Source organism: Ramlibacter algicola (assembly GCF_016641735.1).
In the GTDB taxonomy this organism is placed as follows: Bacteria; Pseudomonadota; Gammaproteobacteria; order Burkholderiales; family Burkholderiaceae_C; genus Ramlibacter; species Ramlibacter algicola.
The window spans coordinates 853,491-878,918 of record NZ_JAEDAO010000001.1 but is presented as its reverse complement, the minus strand read 5'-3'; the positions used below and the strand labels follow the sequence as shown (position 1 = coordinate 878,918).

26 protein-coding genes are annotated in these 25,428 nt (G+C 70.6%); 14 read left to right on the top strand and 12 right to left on the bottom strand.

The annotated features are described in order from the left end of the window. Positions 1 to 17 precede the first annotated feature (17 nt). From I8E28_RS04325 to I8E28_RS04295, 7 genes are read left to right on the top strand one after another with little or no spacing between them, the layout of a single operon-like run. The gene (locus I8E28_RS04325; RefSeq protein ID WP_200786604.1) at positions 18 to 968 is read left to right on the top strand and encodes an ABC transporter permease; all 951 of its coding nucleotides are present in this window, start codon (positions 18 to 20) and stop codon (positions 966 to 968) included. Further along, on the top strand, positions 965 to 1,837 hold the full coding sequence (locus tag I8E28_RS04320) for an ABC transporter permease (RefSeq protein ID WP_338050719.1): 873 nt from the start codon (positions 965 to 967) through the stop codon (positions 1,835 to 1,837). Before I8E28_RS04325 ends, I8E28_RS04320 begins: the two co-directional genes overlap by 4 nt. 4 nt (positions 1,838 to 1,841) lie before the next feature. Continuing rightward, positions 1,842 to 2,834, top strand: a complete 993-nt coding sequence (locus I8E28_RS04315; protein WP_200786603.1) for an ABC transporter ATP-binding protein — start codon at positions 1,842 to 1,844, stop codon at positions 2,832 to 2,834. Next, the gene (locus I8E28_RS04310) at positions 2,831 to 3,613 is read left to right on the top strand and encodes an ATP-binding cassette domain-containing protein (RefSeq protein WP_200786602.1); all 783 of its coding nucleotides are present in this window, start codon (positions 2,831 to 2,833) and stop codon (positions 3,611 to 3,613) included. Before I8E28_RS04315 ends, I8E28_RS04310 begins: the two co-directional genes overlap by 4 nt. Before the next feature lie 44 nt (positions 3,614 to 3,657). After that, positions 3,658 to 5,148, top strand: a complete 1,491-nt coding sequence (locus I8E28_RS04305) for an ABC transporter substrate-binding protein (RefSeq protein ID WP_200786601.1) — start codon at positions 3,658 to 3,660, stop codon at positions 5,146 to 5,148. Positions 5,149 to 5,161: 13 nt separating this feature from the next. Beyond that, positions 5,162 to 6,601, top strand: a complete 1,440-nt coding sequence (locus I8E28_RS04300; RefSeq protein ID WP_200786600.1) for an amidase — start codon at positions 5,162 to 5,164, stop codon at positions 6,599 to 6,601. A gap of 15 nt (positions 6,602 to 6,616) precedes the next feature. Next, positions 6,617 to 7,300 carry an alpha/beta fold hydrolase gene (locus tag I8E28_RS04295; protein WP_200786599.1) on the top strand — a complete coding sequence of 228 codons (684 nt, stop codon included), beginning with the start codon at positions 6,617 to 6,619 and terminating at the stop codon, positions 7,298 to 7,300. Here I8E28_RS04295 and coaD read toward each other — a convergent pair. From coaD to I8E28_RS04275, 4 genes are all read right to left on the bottom strand, one after another. Further along, positions 7,297 to 7,803, bottom strand: coding sequence for a pantetheine-phosphate adenylyltransferase (gene coaD, locus I8E28_RS04290; protein WP_200786598.1), 507 nt, complete (start codon positions 7,801 to 7,803; stop codon positions 7,297 to 7,299). The two genes, I8E28_RS04295 and coaD, sit on opposite strands and share 4 nt — an antisense overlap. 24 nt (positions 7,804 to 7,827) lie before the next feature. After that, on the bottom strand, positions 7,828 to 8,427 hold the full coding sequence (gene rsmD / locus I8E28_RS04285; RefSeq protein ID WP_200786597.1) for a 16S rRNA (guanine(966)-N(2))-methyltransferase RsmD: 600 nt from the start codon (positions 8,425 to 8,427) through the stop codon (positions 7,828 to 7,830). Between the two features lie 175 nt (positions 8,428 to 8,602). Next, entirely contained in the window at positions 8,603 to 9,955 is a 1,353-nt protein-coding gene (locus I8E28_RS04280; protein ID WP_200786596.1) for a M16 family metallopeptidase, read from the bottom strand. Between the two features lie 11 nt (positions 9,956 to 9,966). Further along, positions 9,967 to 11,409, bottom strand: a complete 1,443-nt coding sequence (locus tag I8E28_RS04275) for a M16 family metallopeptidase (protein WP_200786595.1) — start codon at positions 11,407 to 11,409, stop codon at positions 9,967 to 9,969. Positions 11,410 to 11,439: 30 nt separating this feature from the next. On the opposite strand from I8E28_RS04275, the gene ftsY reads away from it, so the two are divergent. After that, positions 11,440 to 12,615 (top strand): signal recognition particle-docking protein FtsY, encoded by a 1,176-nt coding sequence (gene ftsY, locus I8E28_RS04270; RefSeq protein ID WP_200786594.1) that lies wholly within the window; start codon positions 11,440 to 11,442, stop codon positions 12,613 to 12,615. On the opposite strand, the gene senA is transcribed toward ftsY, so the two are convergent. Further along, positions 12,578 to 13,774 (bottom strand): selenoneine synthase SenA, encoded by a 1,197-nt coding sequence (senA, locus tag I8E28_RS04265; RefSeq protein WP_200786593.1) that lies wholly within the window; start codon positions 13,772 to 13,774, stop codon positions 12,578 to 12,580. The genes ftsY and senA overlap by 38 nt on opposite strands. Between senA and senB the strand changes: the two genes are divergently transcribed. Both senB and selD read left to right on the top strand, forming a co-directional pair. Then, a complete protein-coding gene (gene senB, locus I8E28_RS04260; protein ID WP_338050718.1) occupies positions 13,759 to 14,748 on the top strand; it encodes a selenoneine biosynthesis selenosugar synthase SenB in 990 nt (329 codons plus the stop codon). The two genes, senA and senB, sit on opposite strands and share 16 nt — an antisense overlap. After that, positions 14,745 to 15,812 carry a selenide, water dikinase SelD gene (gene selD, locus I8E28_RS04255; RefSeq protein ID WP_200786592.1) on the top strand — a complete coding sequence of 356 codons (1,068 nt, stop codon included), beginning with the start codon at positions 14,745 to 14,747 and terminating at the stop codon, positions 15,810 to 15,812. Before senB ends, selD begins: the two co-directional genes overlap by 4 nt. Here the strand turns inward: selD and cutA are convergent. Next, positions 15,780 to 16,136 (bottom strand): divalent-cation tolerance protein CutA, encoded by a 357-nt coding sequence (cutA, locus tag I8E28_RS04250; RefSeq protein WP_200786591.1) that lies wholly within the window; start codon positions 16,134 to 16,136, stop codon positions 15,780 to 15,782. The genes selD and cutA overlap by 33 nt on opposite strands. Positions 16,137 to 16,186: 50 nt before the next feature. Between cutA and I8E28_RS04245 the strand changes: the two genes are divergently transcribed. The 4 genes from I8E28_RS04245 to I8E28_RS04230 all read left to right on the top strand — a co-directional run bounded on the left by I8E28_RS04245 (position 16,187) and on the right by I8E28_RS04230 (position 20,589). Beyond that, entirely contained in the window at positions 16,187 to 16,645 is a 459-nt protein-coding gene (locus I8E28_RS04245) for an Mpo1 family 2-hydroxy fatty acid dioxygenase (protein WP_200786590.1), read from the top strand. Between the two features lie 141 nt (positions 16,646 to 16,786). Then, positions 16,787 to 17,716 carry an RNA polymerase sigma factor RpoH gene (gene rpoH, locus I8E28_RS04240; RefSeq protein WP_200786589.1) on the top strand — a complete coding sequence of 310 codons (930 nt, stop codon included), beginning with the start codon at positions 16,787 to 16,789 and terminating at the stop codon, positions 17,714 to 17,716. A 94-nt stretch (positions 17,717 to 17,810) separates the two neighbouring features. Continuing rightward, positions 17,811 to 19,532, top strand: coding sequence for a 7TM diverse intracellular signaling domain-containing protein (locus I8E28_RS04235; RefSeq protein WP_200786588.1), 1,722 nt, complete (start codon positions 17,811 to 17,813; stop codon positions 19,530 to 19,532). A gap of 46 nt (positions 19,533 to 19,578) precedes the next feature. Beyond that, entirely contained in the window at positions 19,579 to 20,589 is a 1,011-nt protein-coding gene (locus I8E28_RS04230; protein ID WP_200786587.1) for a Bug family tripartite tricarboxylate transporter substrate binding protein, read from the top strand. Here the strand turns inward: I8E28_RS04230 and I8E28_RS04225 are convergent. From I8E28_RS04225 to I8E28_RS04200, 6 genes are read right to left on the bottom strand one after another with little or no spacing between them, the layout of a single operon-like run. Next, complete coding sequence (locus I8E28_RS04225) at positions 20,576 to 21,415, bottom strand: HEAT repeat domain-containing protein (RefSeq protein ID WP_338050717.1); 840 nt, start codon at positions 21,413 to 21,415, stop codon at positions 20,576 to 20,578. The two genes, I8E28_RS04230 and I8E28_RS04225, sit on opposite strands and share 14 nt — an antisense overlap. A 5-nt stretch (positions 21,416 to 21,420) precedes the next feature. Continuing rightward, entirely contained in the window at positions 21,421 to 22,017 is a 597-nt protein-coding gene (locus tag I8E28_RS04220; protein ID WP_200786586.1) for an SCO family protein, read from the bottom strand. Between the two features lie 10 nt (positions 22,018 to 22,027). After that, positions 22,028 to 22,894, bottom strand: coding sequence for a heme o synthase (gene cyoE / locus I8E28_RS04215; RefSeq protein WP_200786585.1), 867 nt, complete (start codon positions 22,892 to 22,894; stop codon positions 22,028 to 22,030). Beyond that, positions 22,891 to 24,033 carry a COX15/CtaA family protein gene (locus tag I8E28_RS04210; RefSeq protein WP_200786584.1) on the bottom strand — a complete coding sequence of 381 codons (1,143 nt, stop codon included), beginning with the start codon at positions 24,031 to 24,033 and terminating at the stop codon, positions 22,891 to 22,893. Before I8E28_RS04210 ends, cyoE begins: the two co-directional genes overlap by 4 nt. Beyond that, complete coding sequence (locus I8E28_RS04205) at positions 24,030 to 24,737, bottom strand: hypothetical protein (RefSeq protein ID WP_200786583.1); 708 nt, start codon at positions 24,735 to 24,737, stop codon at positions 24,030 to 24,032. Before I8E28_RS04205 ends, I8E28_RS04210 begins: the two co-directional genes overlap by 4 nt. Beyond that, positions 24,694 to 25,407: an SURF1 family protein gene (locus I8E28_RS04200; RefSeq protein ID WP_200786582.1), complete on the bottom strand. Its 714-nt coding sequence runs from the start codon at positions 25,405 to 25,407 to the stop codon at positions 24,694 to 24,696. The genes I8E28_RS04205 and I8E28_RS04200 overlap by 44 nt, the downstream gene beginning before the upstream one ends. Positions 25,408 to 25,428: the final 21 nt, after the last annotated feature.

Genomic DNA, 25,428 nt, shown 5'->3' with positions numbered 1-25,428 from the left:
GGCATTATCCCCGCGGCATGAGCGTCTTCCTGGTCAAGCGCCTGATCACCCTCGCGGCGACGCTGGCAGGCACTTCGCTCGTGGTGTTCCTGGTGCTCGAAATCCTGCCCGGCAATGCCGCGCAGATCCTGATGGGGCCGGACGCCTCGCCCGAAGCCGTGCAGGCCCTCGCTGCCCGGCTCGGCCTGGACCAGCCCGCCACCGGTCGCTACCTGCACTGGCTTGCGGGCCTGTTCACCGGGGACCTCGGCACCAGCTACGCGTACAGCAGCCCGGTGTCGGAGCTCATCGCCGAACGGCTGACGTTGACGGTTCCGCTGGCGGTGCTAGCGATGGCGTTGACCACGGTCATCGCGCTGGCAGCAGGCGTGTATGCGGCCTCGCGGCACAACAAGGCCGGTGACCTCGGCGTGATGGCGCTGTCGCAAGCCGGCATCGCGATCCCGAACTTCTGGTTCGCCATCCTGCTGATCCTGGTGTTCTCGGTGCACCTGCGCTGGTTCTCGGCGGTGGGCTTCCCGGGGTGGGAAGAAGGCGTGTGGCCGGCCTTGCAGTCCCTGCTGCTGCCCGCGGTCTCCCTTGCCGTCGTGCAGTCCGCGATCCTCGCTCGCATCACGCGCTCGGCCGTGCTGGACGTGCTGCGCGAGGACTTCGTGCGCACGGCGCGGGCCAAGGGCCTGTCGCGCCGCGCGACCCTGTGGGGCCACGTGCTGCGCAATGCGATGATTCCGGTCATCACGGTCATGGGCCTGCAGTTCGCGGAGCTGCTGGCCGGCACCATCGTGGTCGAGACGGTGTTCAACCTGCCCGGCCTGGGACGCCTGATCTTCCAGTCGATCGCCAACCGCGACCTCGTCGTGGTGCGCAACTGCGTGATGCTGCTCGCCGCCATGGTGGTGATCGTGAACTTCGTCGTCGACGTGCTGTACGCGGCGATCGACCCGCGCGTGAAGGCGGCCACCCTGTGAGCGCGGTGCTGCCGCTGGAAGTCGCGCCGCCCGCCCCCGGGTTCTGGCGGCGCGCGCTGCGCCATCACAGCTTCGTCGCCGGCGCGGTACTCACGTCGATGGTCCTGCTTGCCGCGCTGCTCTCGTTCGCGTGGACGCCGTTCCCGCCGCTGGACATCGACATGGACAGCCGCTTGCTCCCGCCCGGCGGGCCCCACTGGCTCGGCACGGATCCCTACGGGCGCGACGAGTTGTCGCTGCTGCTGCTGGGTGCACGCTCGTCGATCGTGGTGGGCGTCGTCGCGGTCGGCATCGGACTGACGCTGGGAGCGTTGCTCGGCCTGCTTGCGTCCGCGCTGCGCGGCTGGGTCGAGGAAGTGACGATGCGCCTGGCGGACTTCGGTTTCGCGTTCCCCGCGCTGCTGTCCGCGATCATGCTCACGGCCGTGTTCGGCCCGGGGATGGTGATCGCGATGGTCGCGATCGGCCTCTACAACGTCCCGACGTTCGCGCGGGTGACACGCGCATCGGCCAACGCGGTCTGGAGCCGCGACTTCGTGCTGGCCGCGCGCGCCTGCGGCAAGGGGCGGCTGGCGATCACGCTGGAGCACGTGCTGCCCAACGTCGCGTCCGTGCTGGTGGTGCAGGCGACCATCCGCTTCGCCATCGCGATCCTCGCGGAAGCCGCCCTCGCCTTCCTGGGCCTGGGCACGCAGCCGCCGCAGCCTTCGTGGGGCCGCATGCTGAGCGAAGCGCAGACGCTGATGGGCCAGGCCTGGTGGCTCGCGCTGTTTCCCGGGCTCGCGATCGCCGTCACCGTGCTGGGCCTGAACCTGCTGGGCGACGGCCTGCGCGACCTGCTGGATCCGCGCCTGGCGCGCGACCGCTGACCGGATGCCGTTGCTCGACGTCAGCGACCTGTCCATCACGCTGCGCACGCAGCGCGGCCCGGCGCGCGCGGTGCGAGATGTGTCGTTCACGCTCGATCGCGGCGAAACCGCCGGCCTGGTGGGCGAATCCGGCAGCGGCAAGACCTTGACCGCGCTGGCCCTGCTCGGCCTGCTGCCCGAAGGCGCCCAGGTGACTGGCAGCATCCGGCTCGAGGGCGAAGAACTCGTTGGCGCCTCGGAGGACCGCCTGTGCGACCTGCGCGGCAACCGCATCGCGATGGTGTTCCAGGAGCCGATGACCGCGCTCAACCCGGTGCACCCGGTCGGCCGGCAAGTCGCCGAGCCACTGCGGGCGCACAAGGGGCTGGACGCCGCCGCTGCGCGCAAGGAAGTGATTGCCCTTCTCGACCGCGTCGGCATTGCGGAAGCCGCTCGGCGCGTCGACCAGTACCCGCACCAGTTCTCCGGCGGGCAGCGGCAACGCATCACCATCGCGATGGCGCTGGCCTGCGGGCCGGACCTGCTCGTGGCGGACGAACCGACCACCGCGCTGGACGTCATGGTGCAGCAGCAGATCCTCGGGCTCGTGCGCGAGCTGGTGCGGGAACGCGGGATGGCCTTGCTGCTCGTGTCGCACAACCTCGGCGTGATCGCCGACAACGCCGCCCGCACGATGGTGATGTACGGCGGCTCCGTGGTGGAGAGCGGACCGACGCGCGACGTGTTCGCGCGCCCGCGCATGCCGTACACATTGGGCCTGGTGGCCGCACGGCCGCGGCTCACCACGCAGCAACTGGACCGCCTGCCCACGATCGCGGGCACGGTGCCCGACCTCGCCGACCTGCCGGCCGGATGCCCGTTCGCGGGGCGGTGCCGGTACACCGTCGACGCGTGCTTCGTGACGTCCCCGCCGCCCGAGATCGTTGGCCCCTCCCACGTGGCGCGCTGCATCCGGCTCGACGCGGTGCAAGCCGACTTGCAAGGGGCGCCCGCATGAGCGCCCCGCTGCTGCAGGTCGAGCGCCTCGTGCGCGAGTACACGCTGCCGCGCGAGAAGCTGTTCACTCCGCCCGGTCTCGTGCGCGCGCTCGACGGCGTCGACCTGCGCATCAACGCGGGCCGCAGCCTTGGCATCGTCGGCGAGTCGGGCTCGGGCAAGTCCACGCTGGCGCGCCTCGTGATGGCGCTGGACCGGCCCACGTCCGGTCGCGTGCTGTTCGACGGCCGCGACCTGCACGCGATGCCCAGCGGCGACTTGCGGCAGGCGCGACGCGACTTCCAGATGGTGTTCCAGGACCCGTACGGCTCGCTGGATCCTCGCCAGACCGTGGCGCGCATCGTGGACGAACCGCTCGCGGCCCTGACCGATGCGACAAGGGACGCGCGCCGCGAACGCGTGGCTGCGGCGATCGAGTCCGTCGGACTGCGCCGCGCCGACATGGACAAGTACCCGCACGAGTTCTCCGGCGGCCAGCGCCAGCGCATCGCGATCGCGCGCGCCATCGTCACGCGTCCGCGTCTCGTCGTCGCCGACGAGCCGGTCAGCGCGCTCGACGTGTCCGTGCAGGCGCAGATGCTCAACCTGATGAGCGACCTGCAGCAGGCCTTCGGTGTCACCTACCTGCTGATCAGCCACGACCTCTCGGTGGTGCAGCACCTTTGCGACGACGTCGCGGTGCTCTGGCGCGGCCGCATCGTCGAACAGGGGCCGCCGTCGACGCTGTTCGCGTCGCCGCGGCATCCGTACACGCAAGCGCTGGTCGCCGCCGCCCTATGATCGTCGCGTGCCGCGGGGAGCGGCCGCACGAGGAAACCAGAGCCATGTTCAATCGCCGTACCGTCCTCGGCTCCGCCGCACTGGCGGGCCTGCCCCTGGCCTTGCCGCGGCTCGCGCAGGCCCAGCGCCGCAAGGACACGCTCGTGCTCGCGATGGCGCTCGAGCCCTCGCCCGGGCTCGATCCCACCGGCGGCGCCGCGTCGTCGATCGCCGAGGTCACGCTCTACAGCGTCTACGAGACCCTGACGAAGATCCACCAGGACGGCAGCGTGAAGCCGCTGCTGGCCGAGAGCTGGGAGGTCTCGCCCGACCTCACCACCTATACCTTCCGGCTGCGCAAGGGCGTGAAGTTCCACAACGGCGAGCCGTTCAACGCGCACGCCGTCAAGTTCTCGTTCGACCGCGCCGGCGGCGAAGGGAGCACCAACAAGGACAGGCGCACCTTCGCCAGCATCACCACGAGGGTCATCGACGACCACACGGTCGTGCTGCTGACGAAGGAGATCGACCCCGATTTCCCGTTCCTGCTCGGGCAGGCGACGGCGATCATCGTGGAGCCCAAGAGCGCCCCGACGAATGCGACGCAGCCGGTCGGCACCGGTCCGTTCCGTCTTGAGAACTGGGCGCGCGGTGTGTCCGTCACGCTGGTCCGATGGGACGGCTACCGCAACGCCGCCGGCATCCCCTTGCGGCGCGCCACCTTCCGCTTCATCCCGGACCCGGCTGCGCAGGCCGCGGCGCTGCTCGCCGGTGACGTCGACGTGTTCGCGCGCGTGACGCCGCGCAGCGTGCCGCAGTTCAAGGACAACCCGCGCTTCCAGCTGCTGGTGGGCGCGTCGCGCGCCAAGACCATCCTGGCGATGAACAACAAGCGCAAGCCGCTGGACGACGTGCGCGTCCGCCGCGCCATCGCCGCCGCCATCGACCGCAAGGCCGTGATCCAGGGCGCGGCCGAGGGCTACGGCGTGCCGATCGGCAGCCATTACGTGCCGGGCGCGCTGGGGTACGTCGACACGACGGGCATCAATCCCTACGACCCCGCCAAGGCGACGGCGCTGCTGAAGGAAGCTGGTGTCACGGGGCTGGACCTCACCATCACCCTGCCGCCGACGCCGTATGCGCGCCAGGGCGGCGAGGTCATCGCTGCGATGCTGTCTCGGGTCGGCATTCGCGCGAAGCTGCAGAACGTCGAATGGGCGCAGTGGCTGTCGGGTGTGTACGGCAACAGGAACTACGACATGACGATCATTTCGCACGTCGAGCCGTTCGACCTCGGCAACTTCGCCAAGCCGGACTACTACTGGAACTACCAGAGCCCGAAGTTCGACGATCTCTACGACCGCATCCGCAAGACGCAGAAGCCCGCCGACCGCGCGCGGCTGCTCGGTGAAGCACAGCGCCTGGTCGCGCAGGACTGCGTGCACGCGTTCCTGTACCAGCCGCAATGGGTCACCGTCGCGAACCGCAACGTCAAGGGGCTGTGGAAGGACATGCCGATCTTCGTCAACGACCTGTCGGCCCTGTCCTGGGCCTGAGCGGCGCACGCGCATGACGAACCCGACCACCCGCCGCGCGCTGCACGAACTGGATGCGACGGAACTCGTCGCCGGCTACCGCCGCCGCGACTTCTCGCCGGTCGAAGTCACCCGTGCGGTGCTCGGCCATGTCGAGCGCTGGGAGCGCCACCTGCAGGCGCTGTACCTGCACCGGCCCGATCGCGCACTGGAGCAGGCGCGCGCGAGCGAGGCGCGCTGGCTGCGTGGGGAACCGCTGGGGCCGATCGACGGCGTGCCGCTCACGATCAAGGAAAACGTCGCCACGCAGGGCGACGCCACGCCACTGGGGACCGCCGCGGTGGATCTCGTGCCGGCCCCGGCCGACGCACCGCCGGCGGCGCGCGTGCGCGAGAGCGGTGGCGTGCTGCTCGCGAAAACCACCATGCCCGACTACGGGATGCTGTCCTCGGGCGTGTCGAGTTTCCATCCGCTCACGCGCAATCCCTGGAACCTGGCGCGCACACCCGGCGGGTCGAGCTCCGGAGCAGCGGCCGCGGCTGCCGCCGGCTACGGTCCGCTGCACATCGGCACCGACATCGGCGGCTCGCTGCGACTGCCTGCCCACTGGTGCGGCGTCTTCACGCTCAAGCCGAGCCTGGGCCGCATTCCGATCGATCCGCCGTACACCGGTCGTGCCGCGGGACCGATCACGCGAACCGTTGCCGATGCGGCCTTGTTCATGCAGGTGCTTGCGCGGCCCGATCCCCGCGACAGCATGTCCTTGCCCGCGCACGACATCGCGTGGACCGAGCTGGAGCGCGGGACCGACCGGCTGCGTGGCCTGCGTGTCGGCTTGCTGCTCGATGCGGGCTGCGGCCTGCCGGTCGACCCGCAGATCCGCGCCGCCGTCGAAGCGGCCGCGCGCTTGTTCGAGCAAGCCGGCGCGATCGTGCAGCCGATGCAGCCCTTCTTCACGCGCGAGATGCTCGACGGCATGGACCGGTTCTGGCGCATGCGGTCGTACACGGATCTGTGCACGCTGCCGCCCGAGCGGCGCGAGGCCGTGCTGCCCTTCATCCGCAGCTGGGCCGACAGCGCCGCGGGGCTGAGCGGCGACGCGGTGTTCCGCGCGGCGAGCCAGTTCCACGCCACGCGCCTCGCCACCGTCGCCGCGTGCCGCGCGTTCGACTACGTGCTTTCGCCCACGTCGCCCGTGCCCGCGTTCGCCGCCGAACTGCCTTCGCCCACGAACGACCCTCTGCGTCCGCTGGAGCACATCGCGTTCACGGTTCCCTTCAACATGTCCGAGCAGCCCGCGGCCACCATCCGCTGCGGCACCACCAGCGACGGCCTGCCGATCGGGCTGCAGATCGCGGGACAGCGCTTCGACGACCTCGGCGTCCTGCAGGTGGCGCGCGCGTTCGAACTGCTGCGCGGTCCGCAGCCCGCGTGGCCCCAGCCGCCGTCCGAAGCGCTCGACCATGTGGACTGAGGCGCGCGCCGCCGCATGACGCTGGTCCTGCTGCCGGGGCTCGCCTGCGATGCCGACATGTGGCGCGAGCAACTCCGCGCGCTTGCTCGCTGGAACCCCATCGTCACCGACGTCCACACGCGTTACGGCAGCATCGAGGAAATGGGGGCTGCCCTGCTGGCCCGGCATCACGGCCCGCTCGTGCTCTGTGGCGCGTCACTGGGCGGCATCGTCGCGATGGAAGTGGTGCGCCAGGCGCCGCACCGCATCCGGGGGCTGGCCCTCCTCGGCACGACGGCAAGGCCCGAAGACGGCGCCAGCGGCGCGGCCCGGGACAAGGCGATCGCGCTGTTCGAGCACGGAGACGCCGCTTCCTTGATCGCGCCCAACGCCGCGGCCGCCTTCCACGCCGTCGACGGCGCGCTGCTGAAGCGGTACCTGGACGCCGTGCTGCATGCCGGTGCAAAGCAACTCGCGCGGCAGAACCGGGCGGTGCTCGCGCGCCGGGACGCGCGGTTGCACCTTCCGTCGGTGCGCTGCCCGACGCTCGTGGTGTGTGGTGAGGACGACCAGCTCACGCCGCCGGTGCTGTCGCGGGAGATCGCCGGCCTGGTGCCTGGCGCGCAGCTGGTGTTGGTGCCGCGATGCGGCCACATGCTGACGATGGAGCAACCGGCCGCCGTGAACGCCGCATTGAGCGGCTGGCTCGAAAAGATCTAGGCGCGCCCGAGGCTGCGGACCTTGTCCGCCAGCCGCTGCGCCACGAGCGGCGAAACGAACTTGTCGACCTCGCCGCCCAGCACCGCGATTTCGCGCACGAAGGTGCTGCTGATGAACTGGTACTTGTCGCTGGGCGTCAGGAACACCGTCTCGACGTCGGGCATCAGGCTGCGGTTCATGCCCGCGAGCTGGAATTCGTAGTCGAAGTCTGTCACCGCCCGCAGGCCTCGCACGACGGCACGGCTGCCGCGCGCCAGCACGAAGTCGCGCAAGAGCCCGGAATAGCTCGCGACCTCGACGCCGGGGTATCGACTGCCCACTTCCTGGCACAACTCGATGCGCTCGGCCAGCGTGAACATCGTCTTCTTGTGGTGGCCGGCCGCCACCGCGATGATCACTTTCTCGAACAGCTGCGTGGCGCGGCGCACGACGTCCTCGTGGCCCAGCGTCAGCGGGTCGAAGGTGCCGGGGTAGACGGCGATGACGGGGGTCTGGGCGGCCATGGCGAACGGGTGGTTGCGCGCCGATTATGCGGCGGGCGCCTGCGCGCGCCGCAGCAGGTGCGCGTGCACCGCGCCGGCCTTCAGGTAGCGAACGACCTCCAGGCCCTGGGCCTGCGCCGCGGCTTCACCGTACGCATGCGGCGCTTCCAGGTACAGCCAGCCTTGGTCGGCCAGCGCGGGCACCGCCGCGGCGATGGCCTTGTCGGACAGCCCGGCCTCGAAGGGCGGATCGAGGAACACGAGGTCGACGCCGGTGCCGGCTGCGTCCTTCAGCACCGTCAGGCCGTTGGCCCGTCGCACCTCGACCGCATCGGCCTGCAGCTTCGACCGCAGCGAACGCAAGGTCGTGACCAGGTCCGGGTCCTGCTCCACCAGCAGCACCTGCGCGGCGCCGCGCGACGCGGCTTCGAAGCCGAGCGCGCCGGTTCCGGCGAAGGCGTCGATGCAGCGCCAGCCGTCGAGGTCCTGCCCGAGCCAGTTGAACAAGGTCTCGCGCACCCGGTCGGGCGTCGGCCGCAGGCCGGGCTTGTCGGCCACCGGCAGGCGGGTGCGCTTCCACTGGCCGCCGATGATGCGCACCTCGTGCGCGGCGAGAGTCGTGGGACGTGCGCGCTTCGGACGCATCAGGCAAAAAAACGGCGCAGGCCGGGAGGCGCTGCGCCGTTCGAGTGGGTTGTTGTCGTGTGGGCCGGGGTTTTGGCGCCCCGGGTGAAAACCTGTGTGACAGCAGGAGCGCGCATTGTTGGGCCGCCGAGGGCGAGCTCGACCATGCGCCCTGTCAGGACTGACAGGCCCCGCATCAGCGCGCCGCGGTCGTGGGCGCCGCGCCCACCGTCACCGTCACCATGCGATCGGGCTGCAGCTTGCGCGCCATCGCCTGCCGCACCTCGGCCAGCGTGACCTTCTCGATCTGCTGCGTCCAGGTGTCCAGGTAGTTCAGCGGGAGGCCGTACCAGGCGATGGCCGCGACGTTGTCCAGCAGCTTGCGGTTGCTGTCGATGCGCAGCGCGAACCCGCCGATCAGGTTGTCCTTGGCGGCCTTCATCTCCTCGGCGGTCGGACCCTTGGCCACGTAGTCGGCCACCACGTCGCGCGCGATCTTGATGGCCTGCGCGGCCTGGTCGGGCCGCGTTTGCAGCCCCAACGTGAAGGCGCCGGCGTGCATCCCCGGCGCGAAGTAGCTGTACGCGCTGTACGCCAGCCCGCGCTTTTCGCGCACCTCGTCGGACAGGCGCGACACGAGGCCGCTGCCGCCCAGGATGTAGTTGCCGACCAGCAGCGGGAAATAGTCCGGGTCGCTGCGCTTGTAGCCGGGCTGGCCGATGAACACGTGGGCCTGGGCGGACTGGAACGGGATGGCGTTCACCGCGGGCGCGGCCAGCGCAGACACCTCGGGCACCGGCGGCAGTGCCGGACAGGCGCCGTTTTGCGGCAGGCGGGCGAGCAGGCGCTGCACCAGCGTGTCCGCCTGGGCGCGGTCCACGTTGCCGACGACGCTGACCTTGGCGCGGCACGGCATCACGTGCGCGGCGTGGAAAGCGCGCAGGTCCTCGACGCCGATCGCGGCCAGCGATTCCACCGTCGGCTCGTAGCCGTACGGATGGGTGCCGAACACCGCCTTGTTGAATGCCTTGGCCGCCACGGTGCCCGGGCGCGTGTCGGCTTCCTTGATCGCGTTGCTGATGCGATCGCGCTCGCGCGCCCACACGTCCGCCGGATACGAGGGCTCGGCGAGCTGGCGCGATGCGAGCAGGACGGCCTGGTCCAGCAGCTTGGGATCGGTGAGCGAGCGCAGCGAAAAGCTCATGCGGTCTTCGCTCGCGTCGCCGCCGAAGCCGGCGCCGAGGTCGGCCCACGCTTCACCGAGCTGGTTCTCGTCCAGCGCCGGCTGGTTGCCGGCGGCGCGCACGCCCTTGCTCGTCATCGCGGCGCTGACGCTGGCCAGGCCCGACTTCGTGGCCGGGTCGCGGCGGCTGCCGCCGTCGAATTCGATCCGGACGTCGACCATCGGGATGGTCTTGCTTTCGACGAGGTAGACCTGCGCGCCGCTGGCCTGCTTCCAGTTCTGGATCGGCAGCGCGGCCAGCGCGGGCGCGCTGGCGAGGAACCCGGCGGCCAGGAGGCCGAGGAGGCGGAAGGAGATCTTGTGCATGGAGATGGGGTTCAGTCGCGCACGCCCGTCGGCTTGGCGCGGGGGCGGGCATTGGGGTCGCGCGGCAGCGGGCGCAGCACGCCGATGGTGAGCTGGTCGTCGCCGAAGTACTTCGCGGCGACGGCCTGGACCTGCGCGGCGGTGACGCCCTTGAGCCGGTCGATGATGCGGTCGCCCGCGTCCAGCGGCAGCTCCTGCGCCCACAGGCGGCCGAGTTCGTTCGCCTGGTTGAACACCGAGTCCTGCTTGTAGACCTGGCCGGCGATCCACTGCGTCTTCACGCGCTGCAGCTCGGCTTCGCTGACGCCCTCGCGCGCGATGCGGGCGACTTCGCCGCGCAGCGCGGCCTCGACCTGCTCCGTCGTCTTGCCGGGCGCCGGGATGCCGTCGAGCGTGAACAGCTGTGGCCCGCGGCCCCACAGGCCATTGTCCGAGCCGGCACCGTCGGCGACGCGATCGGGGCCCTGGGTCAGCCCGCGATCGAGGCGCGCACCCGCGTAGCCATCGAGCACCGCGGACAGCACCGTGAGCGCCACCGCATCGTCGGCTTCCGGCGAAGCATCGAAGCTGCGCAACTGCGGCACCTTGAACGACAGCGCGACGTACGACTGTTCGGCGGGCGCCTTGTGCTCGACGCGGCGGATGCCGGCCTGCGCCGGCTCGACCTGCGGCTTGCGCGCGGGCGCGGCACGCGCGGGAATCGACCCGTAGTGCTTCTGCGCGAGCTGGAACACCTTCTGCGGATCGACGTCGCCGGCGACGACGACGGCTGCATTGCCGGGCACGTACCAGCGCTTGTAGAACTCGCGCAGGTCGTCCGGCTTCATCGCGTCGAGGTCGTTCATCCAGCCGACCACGGGGCGACGGTACGGCGAGGCGAGGTACGTCACGCCGCTGATCACTTCGTAGAGCGCCGAACGGGGGTTGTCCTCCACGCGCCAGCGGCGCTCTTCCTTCACCACCTCGATTTCGCGCTTGAACTCGTCGTCGGACCACTTGTTGTGCTGGAAGCGGTCGGCCTCCAGCGCCATCACGTCCTCGAGCCGCTGCGACGGGATCTGCTGGTAGTAGCCGGTGTAGTCGCGCGTGGTGAACGCGTTCTCGCGCCCGCCCATCGCGGCGACGCGCTTGGAGAACTCGCCCACGCCGAGCTTGTCCGTGCCCTTGAAGAGCATGTGCTCGAGCGCGTGCGCCAGGCCGCTGTAGCCGTCGACCTCGTCCATGCCGCCCACGCGCACCCAAACCATGTGCGCGGCCGTCGGCGCGCGGTGGTCGGGCTTGACGATGAGCGTCATGCCGTTGGCCAGCTGGTAGCGGTGCACGAGCGCGCCGGAGGCGGTCTTGATCACCGTCGGCGCGGCTGCGGGGGCTGGTGTTTGTGCGCGGACCGGCACGCCGGTGCACAGCAGCGCCGCGAAGGTCGCGGCAACCGCGAGGCGGAGGGGGTGTTTCATAGAATGGGCCGCATTCTAGAAACGCTTTCAATGTTCAGCTTCTTCCGCAGAAAACCGGCCGCCACCCCCGCTCCCGCGCCGGTCCCCGCGGCTCCCGTCCAGGACCTCACCCCGGCTGCGACAACGGCTCCCACGGCCGCTCCAGCACCGCAGGTCACCGCACCGCCGCCCACTGCTGCCCCGCAGGTCGGCGCGCCATTGCCGACGGCTGCGCCCCCCGCACCGGCGCAAGGCGGCGGACTGATCGGCAGCGCGCTCGTGCGGCCGATGGACGTGCCCGTCGCCCCCACGGCCACCCCCGCGCCCGAGCGGCAACGCTGGCTGGACCGTTTGTCCCAGGGGCTGCGCAAGACCGGATCGAACATCGCCGAGGTCTTCACCGGCGGGCAGATCGACGACAACCTGTACGAGGAACTCGAGACCGCGCTGCTGCTCGCCGACACCGGCGTGAAGGCGACGCAGCACCTGCTCGACGAAGTGAAGCGCAAGGTGGCCTCCACCGGCGCGACGCGCCCGGTGCAGGTGAAGAACATCCTGTCGGAATCGCTCGCGCAGTTGCTCAAGCCGCTGGAGAAGACACTGGTGATCGGCGCGCAGCAGCCGACGGTGATCATGGTCGCCGGGGTGAACGGCGCGGGCAAGACGACCTCGATCGGCAAGCTCACCAAGCACCTCGCCGACGAAGGCGCGTCGGTGCTGCTTGCGGCTGCCGACACGTTCCGCGCCGCGGCGCGCGAGCAGCTCGCCGTCTGGGCCGATCGCAACACGGTGGAGATCGTGTCGCAGGAAGGCGGCGATCCCGCGGCGGTGAGTTTCGACGCCGTCAGTGCGGGACGTGCACGCGGCAAGGATGTCGTGATCGTCGACACCGCGGGCCGACTGCCCACGCAGCTGCACCTGATGGAGGAGCTGCGCAAGATCAAGCGCGTGGTGCAGAAGGCGCAGGCCGATGCGCCGCACGAGGTGCTGCTCGTGATCGACGGCAACACGGGCCAGAACGCGCTGGCGCAGGTCAAGGCGTTCGATTCGGCGCTGGGCCTGACGGGCCTGGTCGTGACCAAGCTCGATGGCACCGCCAAGGGCGGCGTTCTCGCCGCCATCGCGCAGGAGCAGCCGATCCCGGTCTACTTCATCGGCGTCGGCGAGAAGCTGGAAGACCTGGAGACCTTCAACGCGCGCGAGTTCGCGCAGGCGCTGCTGGGTTGATGGCGCAGGTGCGGAAGCCCGCGAAGATGTCGGTGCGGCCGGGTTCGAAGAAGTTGCGATAGCGCGGATGCGCAAGCCACGGCGACGTGGCCGCGCACGCACCGCGCAACACCAGCCGGCTGCCGAACCAGGGTTGCGAGTAGTCGCGGTAGGGATGCGCTTCGAACGCCGGGTAGGGCTCGAATGGCGACGCAGTCCATTCCCAGGCGTGGCCCCACTGGAACCGGGGCTGCGTGAGGGCAGCGCACTCCCACTCGGCTTCCGTCGGCAAGCGGCGCCCGGCCCAGCGGCACCACGCTTGCGCCTCGTGCGCACTCAGGTGCAACGCGGCATCGGCACCACGCGGAAAAGCCGGTCGCGCGCCCCGCTGCTGCTGCGCCCACTGCCAGCCTTCGGGCGTCCACCAGCGCGGTTCGGCGTAGCCGCCCGCGTCGACGAACGCGCCGAACCGGTCCCAGCTCACGGGCGCGGCGTCGATGCGGAACGGCGAGAACGCCACCTCATGAGCGGCCAGTTCGTTGTCGAAGCAGAAGCCGTCGCCTGCGCCACCTAGCCGGAAGGACTGCGCCGGCACATCCATCTCGCCCTCGACGACCGGCGCGGCCTTGAGTCCGGGCACCCCGAATCCGAGCGTCCGCGCCATGTAGCACGCCGCCTCGGCATGCATCGCCTCGTGCAGGGCGACGAGGCGGAAGAAGTACAGGTCGTCGTGCGTCGCATTCGGCGGCAGCGCGTCGAGGTGCGACAACGTGGCCTCGAGCGTGCTCGCCAGCCAGCGCCGCACCTCGCCGATCGGCGGCAGCGGCAAGGCCCAGCGCGTTGCATGCGCCACGCGGCTGGAATCGAACATGGCATCTGCTGCAGCCAGCGTCGCTGGCGGACGCTCGTGGTCCGGATCCGCGCGGTGGCCAAGGCCTCGTTTCCGATTGCGCGCGATCCACCACTCCTGGAACCACGCGACGTGGCCCAGTTCCCAGCGGGGCGGGTTCAGCCCCGGATCGTGCGGGATGGCAAGTTGCGGGCCGAGCGCCTCGACGTAGGTGTCCGCCACCGCCAGCGTGCGCGTGCGGATGTCAAGCAAGGCTTCGCGCACGTCATCGCGCGTGCCTCGCCTCAGCCGCTCGGCGGCGCTATAAACCACGGGTGCCTCGTCCCTCATCGGTGGTCATCGTAAGTCCCGCGCTGGCCGCCGCCAACAACGGCAATTGGCAGACCGCCAGCCGCTGGGCAAGGTGGCTGCGCGGCACGGGGCGGGTCCGGATCACCGACCGCTGGCCCGACGGGAACGAGGCCGATGACGAGGTGATGCTGGCACTGCACGCGGTGCGCTCGGCCTCGGCGCTGGCTGCGTGGTCGGCGCAAGGGCGCGGCGGCGTCGGCTTGGTCCTGACGGGCACCGACCTCTATGGCGACTTCGCGGGCCACCCGGATCGCGATCCCTCCCTTCAGCGCGCCGACCGCCTGGTGGTGCTGCAGGCCGAAGGGCCGGACGCGCTGCCCGCGCCGCTGCGCGCGAAGACGCGCGTCATCTACCAGTCCGTGCCGCCGCGCGTGGCCCGGCCCAAGACATCGCGCCGCCTTTGCATCGCGGTGGTCGGCCACCTGAGGAGCGTGAAGGCTCCCGAAGTCGTGTTCGACGCGGCGCTGCGGCTGCGCGACGACCCGGCGATCCAGTGGCGCCACGTCGGGGAGGCCGACGCGTCCTGGCGGCAACAGGTGCAGGAAGTGCAGGCCCGCTGTCCCGGCTACCGCTGGCTCGGCCCGCTCGCGCACGGTGACGCGCGGCGGCTGATCCAGCACGCGCACGTCCTGGTGCATCCAAGCCATGCCGAGGGCGGCGCGCACGTGGTGATGGAAGCGGCGTGCAGCGGCACACCGGTGCTGGCCAGCCGCATCCCCGGCAACGTCGGCATGCTGGGCGCGGCGTACGGCGGGTACTTTCCGCCGGGCGACAGTGCTGCACTCGCCGCGCTGCTGCGACGCTGCCGCGACGAGCAGCTGTCGCAAGACCCCGAAGCCGGGCTGCTGGCCCGGCTGCGCGCACAATGCGCCCTCCGCGCGCGCCTGTTCGAGCCGGCGGCCGAATGCGCCGCGGTGCGCGCCCTGGTGCAAGAGCTGCAGGATTGCCGATGAACGCCCCACTTCCCCCCTCCGCGGCCGAGCCGCGCCTGACCTCCCTCTCGCACGGCGGCGGCTGCGGCTGCAAGATCGCGCCCGGCGTGCTGTCCGAGATCCTCAAGGGGTCGGCGTCGCTGCCCATCCCGCCGGAGCTGCTGGTGGGCATCGAGACCGCCGACGATGCCGCCGTCTACAAGCTCAACGACGAGCAGGCACTGATCGCGACCACCGACTTCTTCATGCCGATCGTCGACGACCCCTTCGACTTCGGGCGCATCGCGGCGACCAACGCCATCTCGGACGTGTACGCGATGGGCGGCAAGCCGATCCTCGCGCTGGCGCTCGTCGGCATGCCGATCAACGTGCTGTCCACCACCACCATCGGCCGCATCCTCGAAGGCGGCGCGTCGGTGTGCCGTGATGCGGGTATCCCGATCGCGGGCGGCCACACCATCGATTCCGTCGAGCCGATCTACGGGCTGGTGGCGCTCGGCCTGGTGCATCCGTCGCGCGTCCGGCGCAACGCGGATGCACGGGCCGGCGACGTGCTCGTGCTCGGCAAGCCGCTGGGCGTCGGCGTCCTGTCGGCCGCCCTGAAGAAGGAAGCGCTGGATGCCGACGGCTACGCGCGCATGCTGGCGACCACGACCAAGCTGAACACGCCCGGTCCCGACCTTGCGGCGCTGGAAGGCGTGCATGCGCTGACCGACGTCACCGGCTTCGGCCTTGCGGGCCACGCGCTGGAACTGGCGCGCGGCGCGCGCCTGCCGGTGACCCTCGAGTGGTCCAAGGTGCCGGTGCTGCATGGCGTGCGGGAGCTCGCGGCGCGCGGCTTCGTCACCGGCGCCTCGGGCCGCAACTGGGCAGGCTACGGCGCCGACGTCACGCTGCCGGCCGGCTTCGAGGACGTGGACCAGGCCCTGCTCAGCGATCCGCAGACCAGCGGCGGCTTGCTGGTGTCGTGCGCCCCGTCGGCCGTCGACCGCGTGCTGGATGTCTTCCGCACCCACGGCTTCGGGCAGGCGGCCGTCGTCGGCGAGGTCGGCTCAGCCGGCGCCGCGCGGCTCACCATTCGCTGAGCCGCCGGTCTCCGCGCGCACCCAGGCGGCGTACCCGGGACTGGCGTCCCACGCCTGCCACAGCAGTTGCGGCAGCTCGTAGGGATGCGCGCCGCGCAGCCAGGCCAGCAATCCCTCGAGAGCGCCGGCCGACGTCTTGAAGACCAGCCGCCATTCGGGCTCCGCATGCAAGGCGCCGTCCCAGCGGTAGTGGGACTCGATGCGTTCGACCTGGGCGCAGGCCGCCAGCCGGCGCTCGACGGCGGCGCCCGCGAGGCGGCGGGCCTGGGCCTCGTCGCCGACCGTCGTCAGGACGCTGTAGACCATGGATTCACGCGCTGGCATTGGTGCACACTCCGCCTTGCATTCTTCCCCAGATCCGCCAGGAGACGTCCATGCAGACCGCCACCGAAGCCAGCGCCGCCGCCCCGCGCCGTGTCGACGCGCTGCTGGCGCACTACGCCGAGAGCCACCGGAACCCGCGCAACGAAGCGATCCACTGCGTGGCGATCCCGCTGATCATGCTCAGCCTCATCGGGCTGCTGTACGCGGTGCATCCGTGGGTGGCCTATGCCTTCATCCTGGCCAGCATGGTCTATTACGTGCGGCTGTCGGCCGTATTCCTGGTGACCATGGCACTGCTCTCGCTGCTGGGCATCGTGGCCGTGCAGGCCATGGGCGATCACGTGCTGCCGATCTCGGCCGCGATCTTCGTCGTGGCGTGGATCGCCCAGTTCGTGGGGCACAAGATCGAGGGCAGGAAACCTTCCTTCTTCGAGGACCTCCAATACCTCTGGGTCGGGCCGTTGTTCGTGCTCGCGCTGCTCTTCCGCAAGCTGGGCATCCGTTGGTGAGCTCAGGCTCACTTCTTCGGGAAGTCGCTCCGAGCTGAGCGCTTCGCGCTCTCTTAGCCCGGGATTAGCCGGGAACTCCAGGCTTAGCACTCCCTCAAACCGAGTGCTAATATGACATCCATGACACAAGGAACCCTGGGCATGACTGCTTCCACTTCCGCTCCCGGCGCCCTCACGCTGGCGAGCCCCTGGGCGGTCGTTCCTTCGCTCGGCAACCTCGACGCGTACATCTCGGCCGTGAACCGGCTGCCGATGCTGACGCCCGAGGAGGAGAGCGAATTCGCCCGCCGGTACCGCGACCACGACGACCTCGAAGCCGCCGGGAAGCTGGTGCTGTCGCACCTGCGCCTGGTGGTGGCCGTCTCGCGCAAGTACCTGGGCTACGGCCTGCCGCACGGCGACCTGATCCAGGAAGGCAACATCGGCCTGATGAAGGCCGTCAAGCGCTTCGACCCCGAGCAGGGCGTGCGCCTGGTGAGCTACGCGCTGCACTGGATCAAGGCCGAGATCCACGAGTACATCCTGAAGAACTGGCGCATGGTCAAGGTCGCGACGACCAAGGCCCAGCGCAAGCTGTTCTTCAACCTGCGCTCGATGAAGCAGGGCTTCAAGGACGACGCCGGCGCGCAGACGCACCGCGACACGCTGACCGACGCGCAGATCGACGTGATGGCGCGCGAGCTGAACGTCAAGCGCGAGGAAGTCGCCGAGATGGAAACGCGGATGTCCGGTGGCGACGTGGTGCTGGACCCGTCCCCCTCGGACGACGGCGAGGAGGCCTACGGCCCCATCGCGTACCTGGCCGACGCCACGCAGGAACCGACCGCGGTTCTGGAGTCGCGCCAGCGCGATGCCATGGCGACCGACGGTGTCGCCGCCGCGCTGGAGCAGCTGGATGCGCGCAGCCGCCGTATCGTCGAGGAGCGCTGGCTGAAGGTGAACGACGACGGCTCCGGCGGCATGACGCTGCACGAGCTGGCCGCCGAGTACGGCGTGTCCGCCGAGCGCATCCGCCAGATCGAGTCGGCCGCGATGAAGAAGATGCGCAAGGCGCTGGCTTCCTACGCCTGACGCGTTGCTTCTTCCCTGAAAAGCCCGGTCCGCCGGGCTTTTTCTTTTGTCCCACTACGCACGTCGCTGGTGCGCGGGAGGGAGAATCGCGCCCGTGGTCCAGCTCGTTGCCCGATCGTGCCTGCTGTTGCTGTGGTTGTGGTCCTGCATCGCCCCTGCAGCCGCGCAGGCGCCGCCCATCGCGACAGCCTTCGTCCTGGAAGCCGGGCAACCGGACGCCATGCTCGAGCAGCACGCCCAGTACTGGCTGGAGCACGACGGCAAGCTCGACATCCAGGCTGTCGTCGCCGCCGGGGAGTCCCTGCCGTGGGCGCCGATGGCCACGGGCCAGCAATACCGCATCGACGCCGGCGCACTGTGGATCCGGTTCGACGCCGTCGTCCGCGACAACGAGAGCTGGTACGTGGTGGTGCAGTCCTCCGGCATCGACCGCGTGCAGCTGTTCCGGCAGCGGCCGAACGGGCACTGGATCGTCGAGGAGGCCGGTGACACACGCCCGGTCTCGCAATGGCCGGTGCCCGGCCGCGTCCCGACCTTCGACCTGCCGCCGGGCCGTGGCGAGGTCGAGCGCTTCTGGCTGCGCATCGAGCACCAGCGCGTGGACTTCGCAGCGCCCATCCGGCTGACCAGCCAGTCCCGGCTGTTCGCCGCCCGCGAGACGGAGCAGTTCCTGTTCGGCGCGTACTTCGGCATCTCGGTGCTGCTCGCGCTGGTGGCGGTCTTCAACGCCGTGGGGTTCCGCGACCGCGTGTTCGCGATCTATGCGGTGTACCTGGTCACGTTCACGCTGGGACAGGCCGCGTACATGGGCGTGGGCGCGCAGCACCTGTGGGATCCATGGCTCACCTTCAACGCGCACTCGACCTTCGTGCTGCCCGCGCTGTCCGTGCCGGCGGCGCTGTGGTTCGTGCAGCGCGTGACCGAGCCGGCGCGCTTCTCCCGCCGGCTGAACCAGTTCGTGTTCCTGCTGATCGGCGTGCTGCTCGCCGTCGCCCTGCTCGAGGTCGTGCTGCCCTCGCGCGGCATCCTCGAGCTGCGGCTCGCGCTCACCGGCCTCTCGCTGGCGCTGGTGGCGGTGCTGATCGGGTTCGTGTGGACGAAGGCCGACGACCCGGACATCCGCATCATCGCGCTGGGCTTCGTGCCGGTGATGGTGATGGCGCTGTTCCCGATCCTGCGCGGCATCAACCTGATCCCCAACAGCATCTTCACGCGCTACGGCCTCGCCATGGGCGCGGCGGTCGAGATGCCGATCCTGTTCTATGCGCTCAGCCGGCGTGGCAGCCGCCGCCGCGAGGCCCAGCTGCGCGCGTCGGCCCTGCCGCGCACCGACGCGCTCACCGGCCTGGCCGACCGCCGCAGCCTGCTGCAGCGCCTCGAGGCGACGCTCACGCGGGCGCGCCACCAGCGGCATCCCTGCGCGCTCGTGGTGGCCAAGCTGGCCAACTACGACTTCATCGCCTCCCAGCACGGCCGTGACACGTTGGACCGCGCGCTGGTGGTCACCGCCTCGCACATGCGCCGTGCCGCGACGGACGTCGACCTGGCCGCTCGCGCGGGCGAGCGCGAGTTCGCACTGCTGATCGAAGGCCCCACCACGGCGGACCAGGCGTCCTCGCGCGCGCAGCAGATCGTGGCCAGCGGGCTGCGCAGCAGCCGGGCCCTGCCGACGGACCTCACGTTGCGGCTGCTCGTCGTGGTCGCGATGCTGCCTGACCAGCAACCCGACGCCGAGTCCAGCCTGCAGTGGGTGCTCGGCGCGCTGGCGGCCATCCGCCCGGATTCGCGCAAGCAGATCCGCTCGCTCAACTTCTGAAGCGCGTTGGGTAGCATCGGTGCCCGCCCCGCGCGCAGGACCACCCATGACGACCTCCCCTTCCCTTGCGGCGCTCACGCGCCGTTCCGCCCTGTCCCTGGCAGCCGCGGCCGCCGCGCCTGCCTTCGCGCAGAAGACGAAGACAGACGCGACCGCTGCATGGCCCCGCAAGCCCCTGCGCGTGCTGGTCGGCTTCCCCGGCGGGTCCACGCCCGACCTGGTCGCGCGCACGATCGCCGAGCCGCTGTCGAAGGCGCTCGGCCAGCCGGTCATCGTCGACAACAAGCCCGGCGCCGGCGGCAACATCGCTGCCGACATGATCGCCAAGGCCAACGACGACCACACGATCGGGGTCCTGATCAACGGCAACATGACGATCGCCAAGCTGCTCAACCCGGCGACGCCGTTCGACCCGGTCAAGGATCTCGCGCCCGTCAGCCTGATCGGCACCGCGCCGCTGCTGCTCGCCGCGCCGGCCAGCGCGCCCGGCACCAATGCGCAGGACTTCTTCGCCGCCGCCAAGGCCGCCGGCAACAAGTGGAGCTACGGCTCGCCGGGTGTCGGCACCGTCGGCCACATCGGGATGGAGTTGCTGAAGTCGCGCACCGGCATCGATCCGGTGCACGTGCCCTACCCGGGCAATCCGCAGGTGATCAACGCCATGATCTCCGGGCAGATCCAGCTGGCGCTGCTGCCCCCGGGGCTCGCGGCCGCGCAGATCCGCGCAGGCAAGCTGAAGGCGATCGGCGTCACGTCGACCGGGCGCAGTTCGCTGGTGCCGGAGTACCCGAGCCTCGACGAAGGCGGCGTGACGCGCGGCTTCCAGCTGGAGATCTGGAATGCGGCCGCCGCGCCGCGATCGATGCCCAAGGCGGTCGTCGACCGGCTCGCCGCGCTGATCACCGCCATCGTGCGCACGCCGGAAGTGCGGCAGAAGCTGTTCCAGCAAGGCTGGCAGGTGGCGGGCACCTCGCCCGAAGGCTTGGCCAACCGCGTGAAGGCCGACACCGCGCTGCTCGGCGGCATCATCCAGTCGCGCGGCATCAAAGCCGAGTGAGCTCCGTCAGGGCCTGCTTCTTCCGCACCGTGCGCAACGCGCGCCGCACCAGCGACGTGGTCTCCGCGGTGGGCGACTCGAGCAGCCAGCGGCCACAAGTCGCCTGCACCCACTCCGGGTGCGTACGGCTCGCGTCGTTGAGCCAGTTGGCGACCGAGTTGCGCACGTAGAGGCTCGGGTCCGACTTCAGCGGCTCCAGCAGCTGCAGTGCCAGCCAGGGCTGCGCCTTGAGCGTCTTCAGCGGCGCGCACCACACGCCGTGCGGCCGAGTGAGCTCGCTCGCGAAGCGGCGCACGTTCGCGTCGCCGTCATGCACCCACGGCAGCAGCAGCGTCACGGCGCCTTCCACGTCTCGCCCCACCTCTTCGCGCACGGCCATCCAGGCCATCTCGCGCACGCCGAAGTGCGGATCCGTGGCAAAGCGGCGCACCGACTGCAGCGCCTCCGGCAGCGCGAGTCCCGAGAACGCGATCCACTGCGCCGCCCACGAGCGCGCGACGTCGCTCGGATGGGTCGCGAGCGCGTGCGCGATGCGGTCGCGGTCCTCGCGCTCCGCGGCCAGGTCGTACAAGGCGCGCGCGACGTGCATGTGCCGGCGCATGGGCGGGAACACGCCGAGCATGGCGAGCGTGTCCTGCAGCCGCTCCGCCTGGGCGTCCAGCCCGACCTGCAGCGCGACGTTGCGCGCCAGCCGCGGCAGGTCGATCGCGAGGAGTTCGTTGAGATGGACGGTGGGCACCAGCCCATCGTTCAGCGCCTCCAGCACCTCGGCCGGGATCAGCGCGATGCGCGCGGCCCCCTTGCGTTGCAGGAGGTGCTGGACCACGGCCCTCAGGCGCTGGCGAGCAGCAGCTTGAGGTCGCTGGCCAGCGCCTGCGCACCGCTGCCGTAACGCGTGTACAGCCGCAGGCGGCCTTGCGGGTCGAACACGAAGCTGGCGGCCGTGTGGTCCATGGTGTAGGTGCCCGGCGCCTTGCCTTCGACCTTCTTGAAGTAGACCTTGAAGTCCTTCGCGACCGCGGCGGCCTGCTCCGGCGTCCCGCGCAGCGCGACGAAATCGGGCCCGAAGTTGGCGACGTACTGCTTGAGCACTTCGGGCGTGTCGCGCTCCGGGTCGACCGTGATGAAGATGCCCTGCACCTTCTGGCCGTCCGGGCCGAGCAGCTTCTTGGCTTCGGCGATCTCCGCCAGCGTCGTCGGGCAGACGTCCGGGCACTGCGTGTAGCCGAAGAAGACCACGACCGCCTTGCCGCGGAAGTCGGCCAGGCTGCGCGGCTTGCCGTCCACGTCGGGCAGCTGGAAGTCCTTCGCGTAGTCCGCGCCGGTGAGATCGACGGCGGAGAACTGCGGCTTGCGGTCGCCGCACGCGGCGATCAGGCCCGGCACCGAGCCGGCGGCGATCAGTTGCAGGAGGCGGCGGCGGTCCATGGGGGGCACCTCAGATGTAGTGGTCCACCAGCAGCGCCGCGAACAGCACGCTCAGGTGGACCAGGGAGAAGCGGAAGGTCTTGCGCGCGAGCGCGTCGGAGTAGTCGCGCCAGAGCCGGAAGCCATGCCAGGTGAATGCCGCACTGAGCACGACGGCCGCGGCGAGATACAGCCACGAGCTCATGCCGATCGCGAACGGCAGCAGGCAGGCCGCGAACAGCACCAGCGTGTACAGCAGGATCTGCAGCCGCGTGAACTCGCTGCCGTGCGTGACCGGCAGCATCGGCAGGCCGGACTTGCGGTAGTCCTCGACCCGGTATAGCGCCAGCGCCCAGAAGTGCGGCGGCGTCCAGAGAAAGATGATGAGGAACAGCACCAGCGCCTCGGGACCGACGTCGCCGCGCATCGCGGCCCAGCCCAGCACCGGCGGCATGGCACCGGACGCGCCGCCGATCACGATGTTCTGCGGCGTGCGCGGCTTGAGCACCACCGTGTAGATGACCGCGTAGCCGACGAAGGTGGCGAAGGTGAGCCACATCGTCAGCGGGTTCACCGTGACGAACAGGATCGCCGAGCCGATCGCGCACAGCGCGATGGAAAACAGCAGCGTCTGCGTGTCCGACAGTTCGCCTTTCGCGGTCGGGCGCCACGCGGTGCGGCGCATCTTCGCGTCGATCCCCTTCTCGATCAGGCAGTTGAAGGCGGCCGCTGCGCCGGCCACCAGCCAGATGCCGAACGAGGCGAAGGCCGCGATGCGCACGTCGTCCCACGTGGGCACGCCGGGGACCGCGAGAACCATGCCGATCAAGGCGCAGAACACGATCAGCTGGATGACGCGCGGCTTGGTGAGCGCGTAAAACTGCTCGAAGCGGGTCATGGGCGCACCCCCTCGTGGGCCGGCAGGGGCGCGTCGACGCGCAGGCGCCTCGAAGCCGTCTCGCACAGCGACCACGCGAGGACGACGACCAGCGCCGCGGCGCCTCCGGTGTGCGCCAGCGCCGCCACCAGCGGCCACCCGAGCACCACGTTCGACAGGCCGCTGGCAAATTGCCACGACGCCAGGCCCGCGAGCAGGCGCGCCTGCAGCGGCAGGACGCGCCACGCGCGCCACGCGAGCAGGGCCAGCAGGCCGAACACGCCGTACGCGGACAGCCGGTGCGTGTAATGGATCGCGGTCAGTGCGGCGAAGCCGAGCAACTCGCCGTTGCCGGTGCGGCCAAGCGGGCGCCACAGTTCGAACGCCTGCTGGAAATCCATGTCGGGCCACCAGCGGCCGTGGCAGGAAGGGAAGTCGGTGCACGCCAGCACCGCGTAGTTGGTGCTGACCCAGCCGCCCAGGGCGACCTGCATCCAGACCGCGGCCGTCGTGAGCACCAGCAGCAGCCGCAGTCCGGGCGCGATCTCGCGCCGGTGTCCTGCGCCTTCCGCCTGCCGGTAGCTCACGGCCTGCCGCACGAGCAGCGCGAGCAGCACGAGCCCGCCGAGCAGGTGCAGGGTGACGATCACCGGCTGCAGCTTGAGCGTGACCGTGAACGCGCCGAAAGCACCTTGCACGCACACCCACACGAGCGTCGCCGTGGGCCACCACGGGTCGACCGGCAGGTGCTCCCTGCGGCGCAGCAGCCACGTCGCGGCGGCCAGCGTGGTGATCAGCACGCCGACGCCGGTGGCGAAGTAGCGATGCAGCATCTCGATCCAGGCCTTGGTGTGCGTCACCGGGCCGGTCGGCATCGCGGCCTGGGCCGCGCTGATCTCCTCGTGCGCACCGAAGGGCGACGCGCTCGCATAGCAGCCCGGCCAGTCGGGGCAGCCCAGGCCCGAATCGGTGAGCCGCGTGAACGCGCCGAACAGCACGAGGTCGAAGGTGAGGAAGAGCGTGAGCACCGTGAGCGCGCGCAGCCGGTGCACCGGTCGTGTCCCGCGGTGCCGCAGCCACAGCCATGCGACCGGGCCGCAGGCGACGACGGCGCCCAGCAGCATCACGCGCGTGAGCGGCGCGAGGTCGACGAGGTTCATTGCGCCCGCCCCGGCTTGTCCCAGCCGGCCGATGCGCGCATCAGCCGCTCCAGGTCCTTGCGCACCTTCGCCGCGCCGGCGCGGTCCGGGCCGGGCGGGAATCGCATCATCCAGTGGCCCATCGGGTCGATGACGTACAGGTGGTCCTCGAGCGCCTTGCCCTCGGCGGGCTGCAGCCATTGCGCCAGCTGCTCGCGCGGCAGGCGCAGCACGGTGCCCTGCGTCACCGCGGGCTTGAGCGCGTCTCGCACCGGCGCCTGGTCGTCGACCAGCCACACCCAGTCGATCCGGTCCTTGTCCTTGCCCAGGCTTTCGCGCAGTTGCCGCTGCAGGTACAGGTGGTTCTCGCACGCGGCGTTGCAGGCCCCGCCCGCGACGCTCACCAGCAGCCACTGCCCCTGCAGTTGCTGCAAGGGCAGCGGTTGGCCTTCGAGCGTCTGCGCGGTGAGTGCGGGCATCGCGCGCTGGGGCTCGACCAGGTCGCCGAAGTTGCGGCGGCCTTCGGGGCGGACGACGTAGTAGGTGAAGTAGGACGCGATGACCGGCGCGGCGCAGATCAGCATCACGAAGAGCATCTTCATGCGCCCGCGCGCGGTCCTCTGCGCGTCCTCGACCTCGCGCGGCCCCGGCAACGCGTGGACCGTGAGGTCCAGCGGCTCGTCAGCGCGCCCGGCGGCGGGGTTGGATGAACTGGAACCAGGCATAGAGGCAGGCGATGAGGGCGGACAGCGCCCACCACTGGACGGCATATCCGTAATTGGTCTCGGGACCGCGGCCGCCGGTCACCGGCCAGTCGCGCGACAGGCCTTCCGACGCGGCGCCGGTCTGCTGCACCGACACCGGCAGCAGCTTCAGCCCGGTCTCGGCCGCGAAGGCGTCGATGTCGAGATTTTGCCGGATGGGCCCGGTGGACGGCGGGCCGGGCTGGTACAGCCGTGAAGGGGGCGGGGCGATGCGGCCCGCGACGTCGACGGCCCCATCGGGTGTGCGCACCGGCGGCAGTTGCTCGCGGCGCTCGAAGTTGCGGGGCGCGAAACCGCGCTGCACGAGCACGGCGCGGTCGCTGCCTTCCAGCAGCAGCGGCGTGACGACGTAGAAGCCGACCCGCGCGCCCATCTGGCGGTTGTCGAGGAAGACCGTGTGGGCGGCGTCCCAGCGGCCTCGCAGCCGCACCGGCCGATGCACCAGCGACAGCGCGTCCGGGCGCAGCATCGCGTCCTGCGGCAACGGCGGGCTCGTCCGCGCCGCCTCGATGGCTTGCTGCAGCGCCTCCTTCTGGTGGGCACGGCCGAGCTGCCACTGGCCCAGCGCGAACGTCACCGCGATGCCCGTGGTGGCCGCGGCGGTCACCAGCCAGAAACGCAACGCGGTCATGCCGGCGCTCCGATAATGGGA

Excerpts from the sequence above, each read along its gene's own strand:
- I8E28_RS04325 (WP_200786604.1), top strand. The coding sequence starts at position 18 with ATGAGCGTCTTCCTGGTCAAGCGCCTGATCACCCTCGCGGCGACGCTG.
- I8E28_RS04315 (WP_200786603.1), top strand. The coding sequence starts at position 1,842 with ATGCCGTTGCTCGACGTCAGCGACCTGTCCATCACGCTGCGCACGCAG.
- I8E28_RS04310 (WP_200786602.1), top strand. The coding sequence starts at position 2,831 with ATGAGCGCCCCGCTGCTGCAGGTCGAGCGCCTCGTGCGCGAGTACACG.
- I8E28_RS04305 (WP_200786601.1), top strand. The coding sequence starts at position 3,658 with ATGTTCAATCGCCGTACCGTCCTCGGCTCCGCCGCACTGGCGGGCCTG.
- I8E28_RS04300 (WP_200786600.1), top strand. The coding sequence starts at position 5,162 with ATGACGAACCCGACCACCCGCCGCGCGCTGCACGAACTGGATGCGACG.
- I8E28_RS04295 (WP_200786599.1), top strand. The coding sequence starts at position 6,617 with ATGACGCTGGTCCTGCTGCCGGGGCTCGCCTGCGATGCCGACATGTGG.
- coaD (WP_200786598.1), bottom strand. The coding sequence starts at position 7,803 with ATGGCCGCCCAGACCCCCGTCATCGCCGTCTACCCCGGCACCTTCGAC.
- rsmD (WP_200786597.1), bottom strand. The coding sequence starts at position 8,427 with ATGCGTCCGAAGCGCGCACGTCCCACGACTCTCGCCGCGCACGAGGTG.
- I8E28_RS04280 (WP_200786596.1), bottom strand. The coding sequence starts at position 9,955 with ATGCACAAGATCTCCTTCCGCCTCCTCGGCCTCCTGGCCGCCGGGTTC.
- I8E28_RS04275 (WP_200786595.1), bottom strand. The coding sequence starts at position 11,409 with ATGAAACACCCCCTCCGCCTCGCGGTTGCCGCGACCTTCGCGGCGCTG.
- ftsY (WP_200786594.1), top strand. The coding sequence starts at position 11,440 with ATGTTCAGCTTCTTCCGCAGAAAACCGGCCGCCACCCCCGCTCCCGCG.
- senA (WP_200786593.1), bottom strand. The coding sequence starts at position 13,774 with ATGAGGGACGAGGCACCCGTGGTTTATAGCGCCGCCGAGCGGCTGAGG.
- selD (WP_200786592.1), top strand. The coding sequence starts at position 14,745 with ATGAACGCCCCACTTCCCCCCTCCGCGGCCGAGCCGCGCCTGACCTCC.
- cutA (WP_200786591.1), bottom strand. The coding sequence starts at position 16,136 with ATGCCAGCGCGTGAATCCATGGTCTACAGCGTCCTGACGACGGTCGGC.
- I8E28_RS04245 (WP_200786590.1), top strand. The coding sequence starts at position 16,187 with ATGCAGACCGCCACCGAAGCCAGCGCCGCCGCCCCGCGCCGTGTCGAC.
- rpoH (WP_200786589.1), top strand. The coding sequence starts at position 16,787 with ATGACTGCTTCCACTTCCGCTCCCGGCGCCCTCACGCTGGCGAGCCCC.
- I8E28_RS04230 (WP_200786587.1), top strand. The coding sequence starts at position 19,579 with ATGACGACCTCCCCTTCCCTTGCGGCGCTCACGCGCCGTTCCGCCCTG.
- I8E28_RS04220 (WP_200786586.1), bottom strand. The coding sequence starts at position 22,017 with ATGGACCGCCGCCGCCTCCTGCAACTGATCGCCGCCGGCTCGGTGCCG.
- cyoE (WP_200786585.1), bottom strand. The coding sequence starts at position 22,894 with ATGACCCGCTTCGAGCAGTTTTACGCGCTCACCAAGCCGCGCGTCATC.
- I8E28_RS04210 (WP_200786584.1), bottom strand. The coding sequence starts at position 24,033 with ATGAACCTCGTCGACCTCGCGCCGCTCACGCGCGTGATGCTGCTGGGC.
- I8E28_RS04205 (WP_200786583.1), bottom strand. The coding sequence starts at position 24,737 with ATGCCTGGTTCCAGTTCATCCAACCCCGCCGCCGGGCGCGCTGACGAG.
- I8E28_RS04200 (WP_200786582.1), bottom strand. The coding sequence starts at position 25,407 with ATGACCGCGTTGCGTTTCTGGCTGGTGACCGCCGCGGCCACCACGGGC.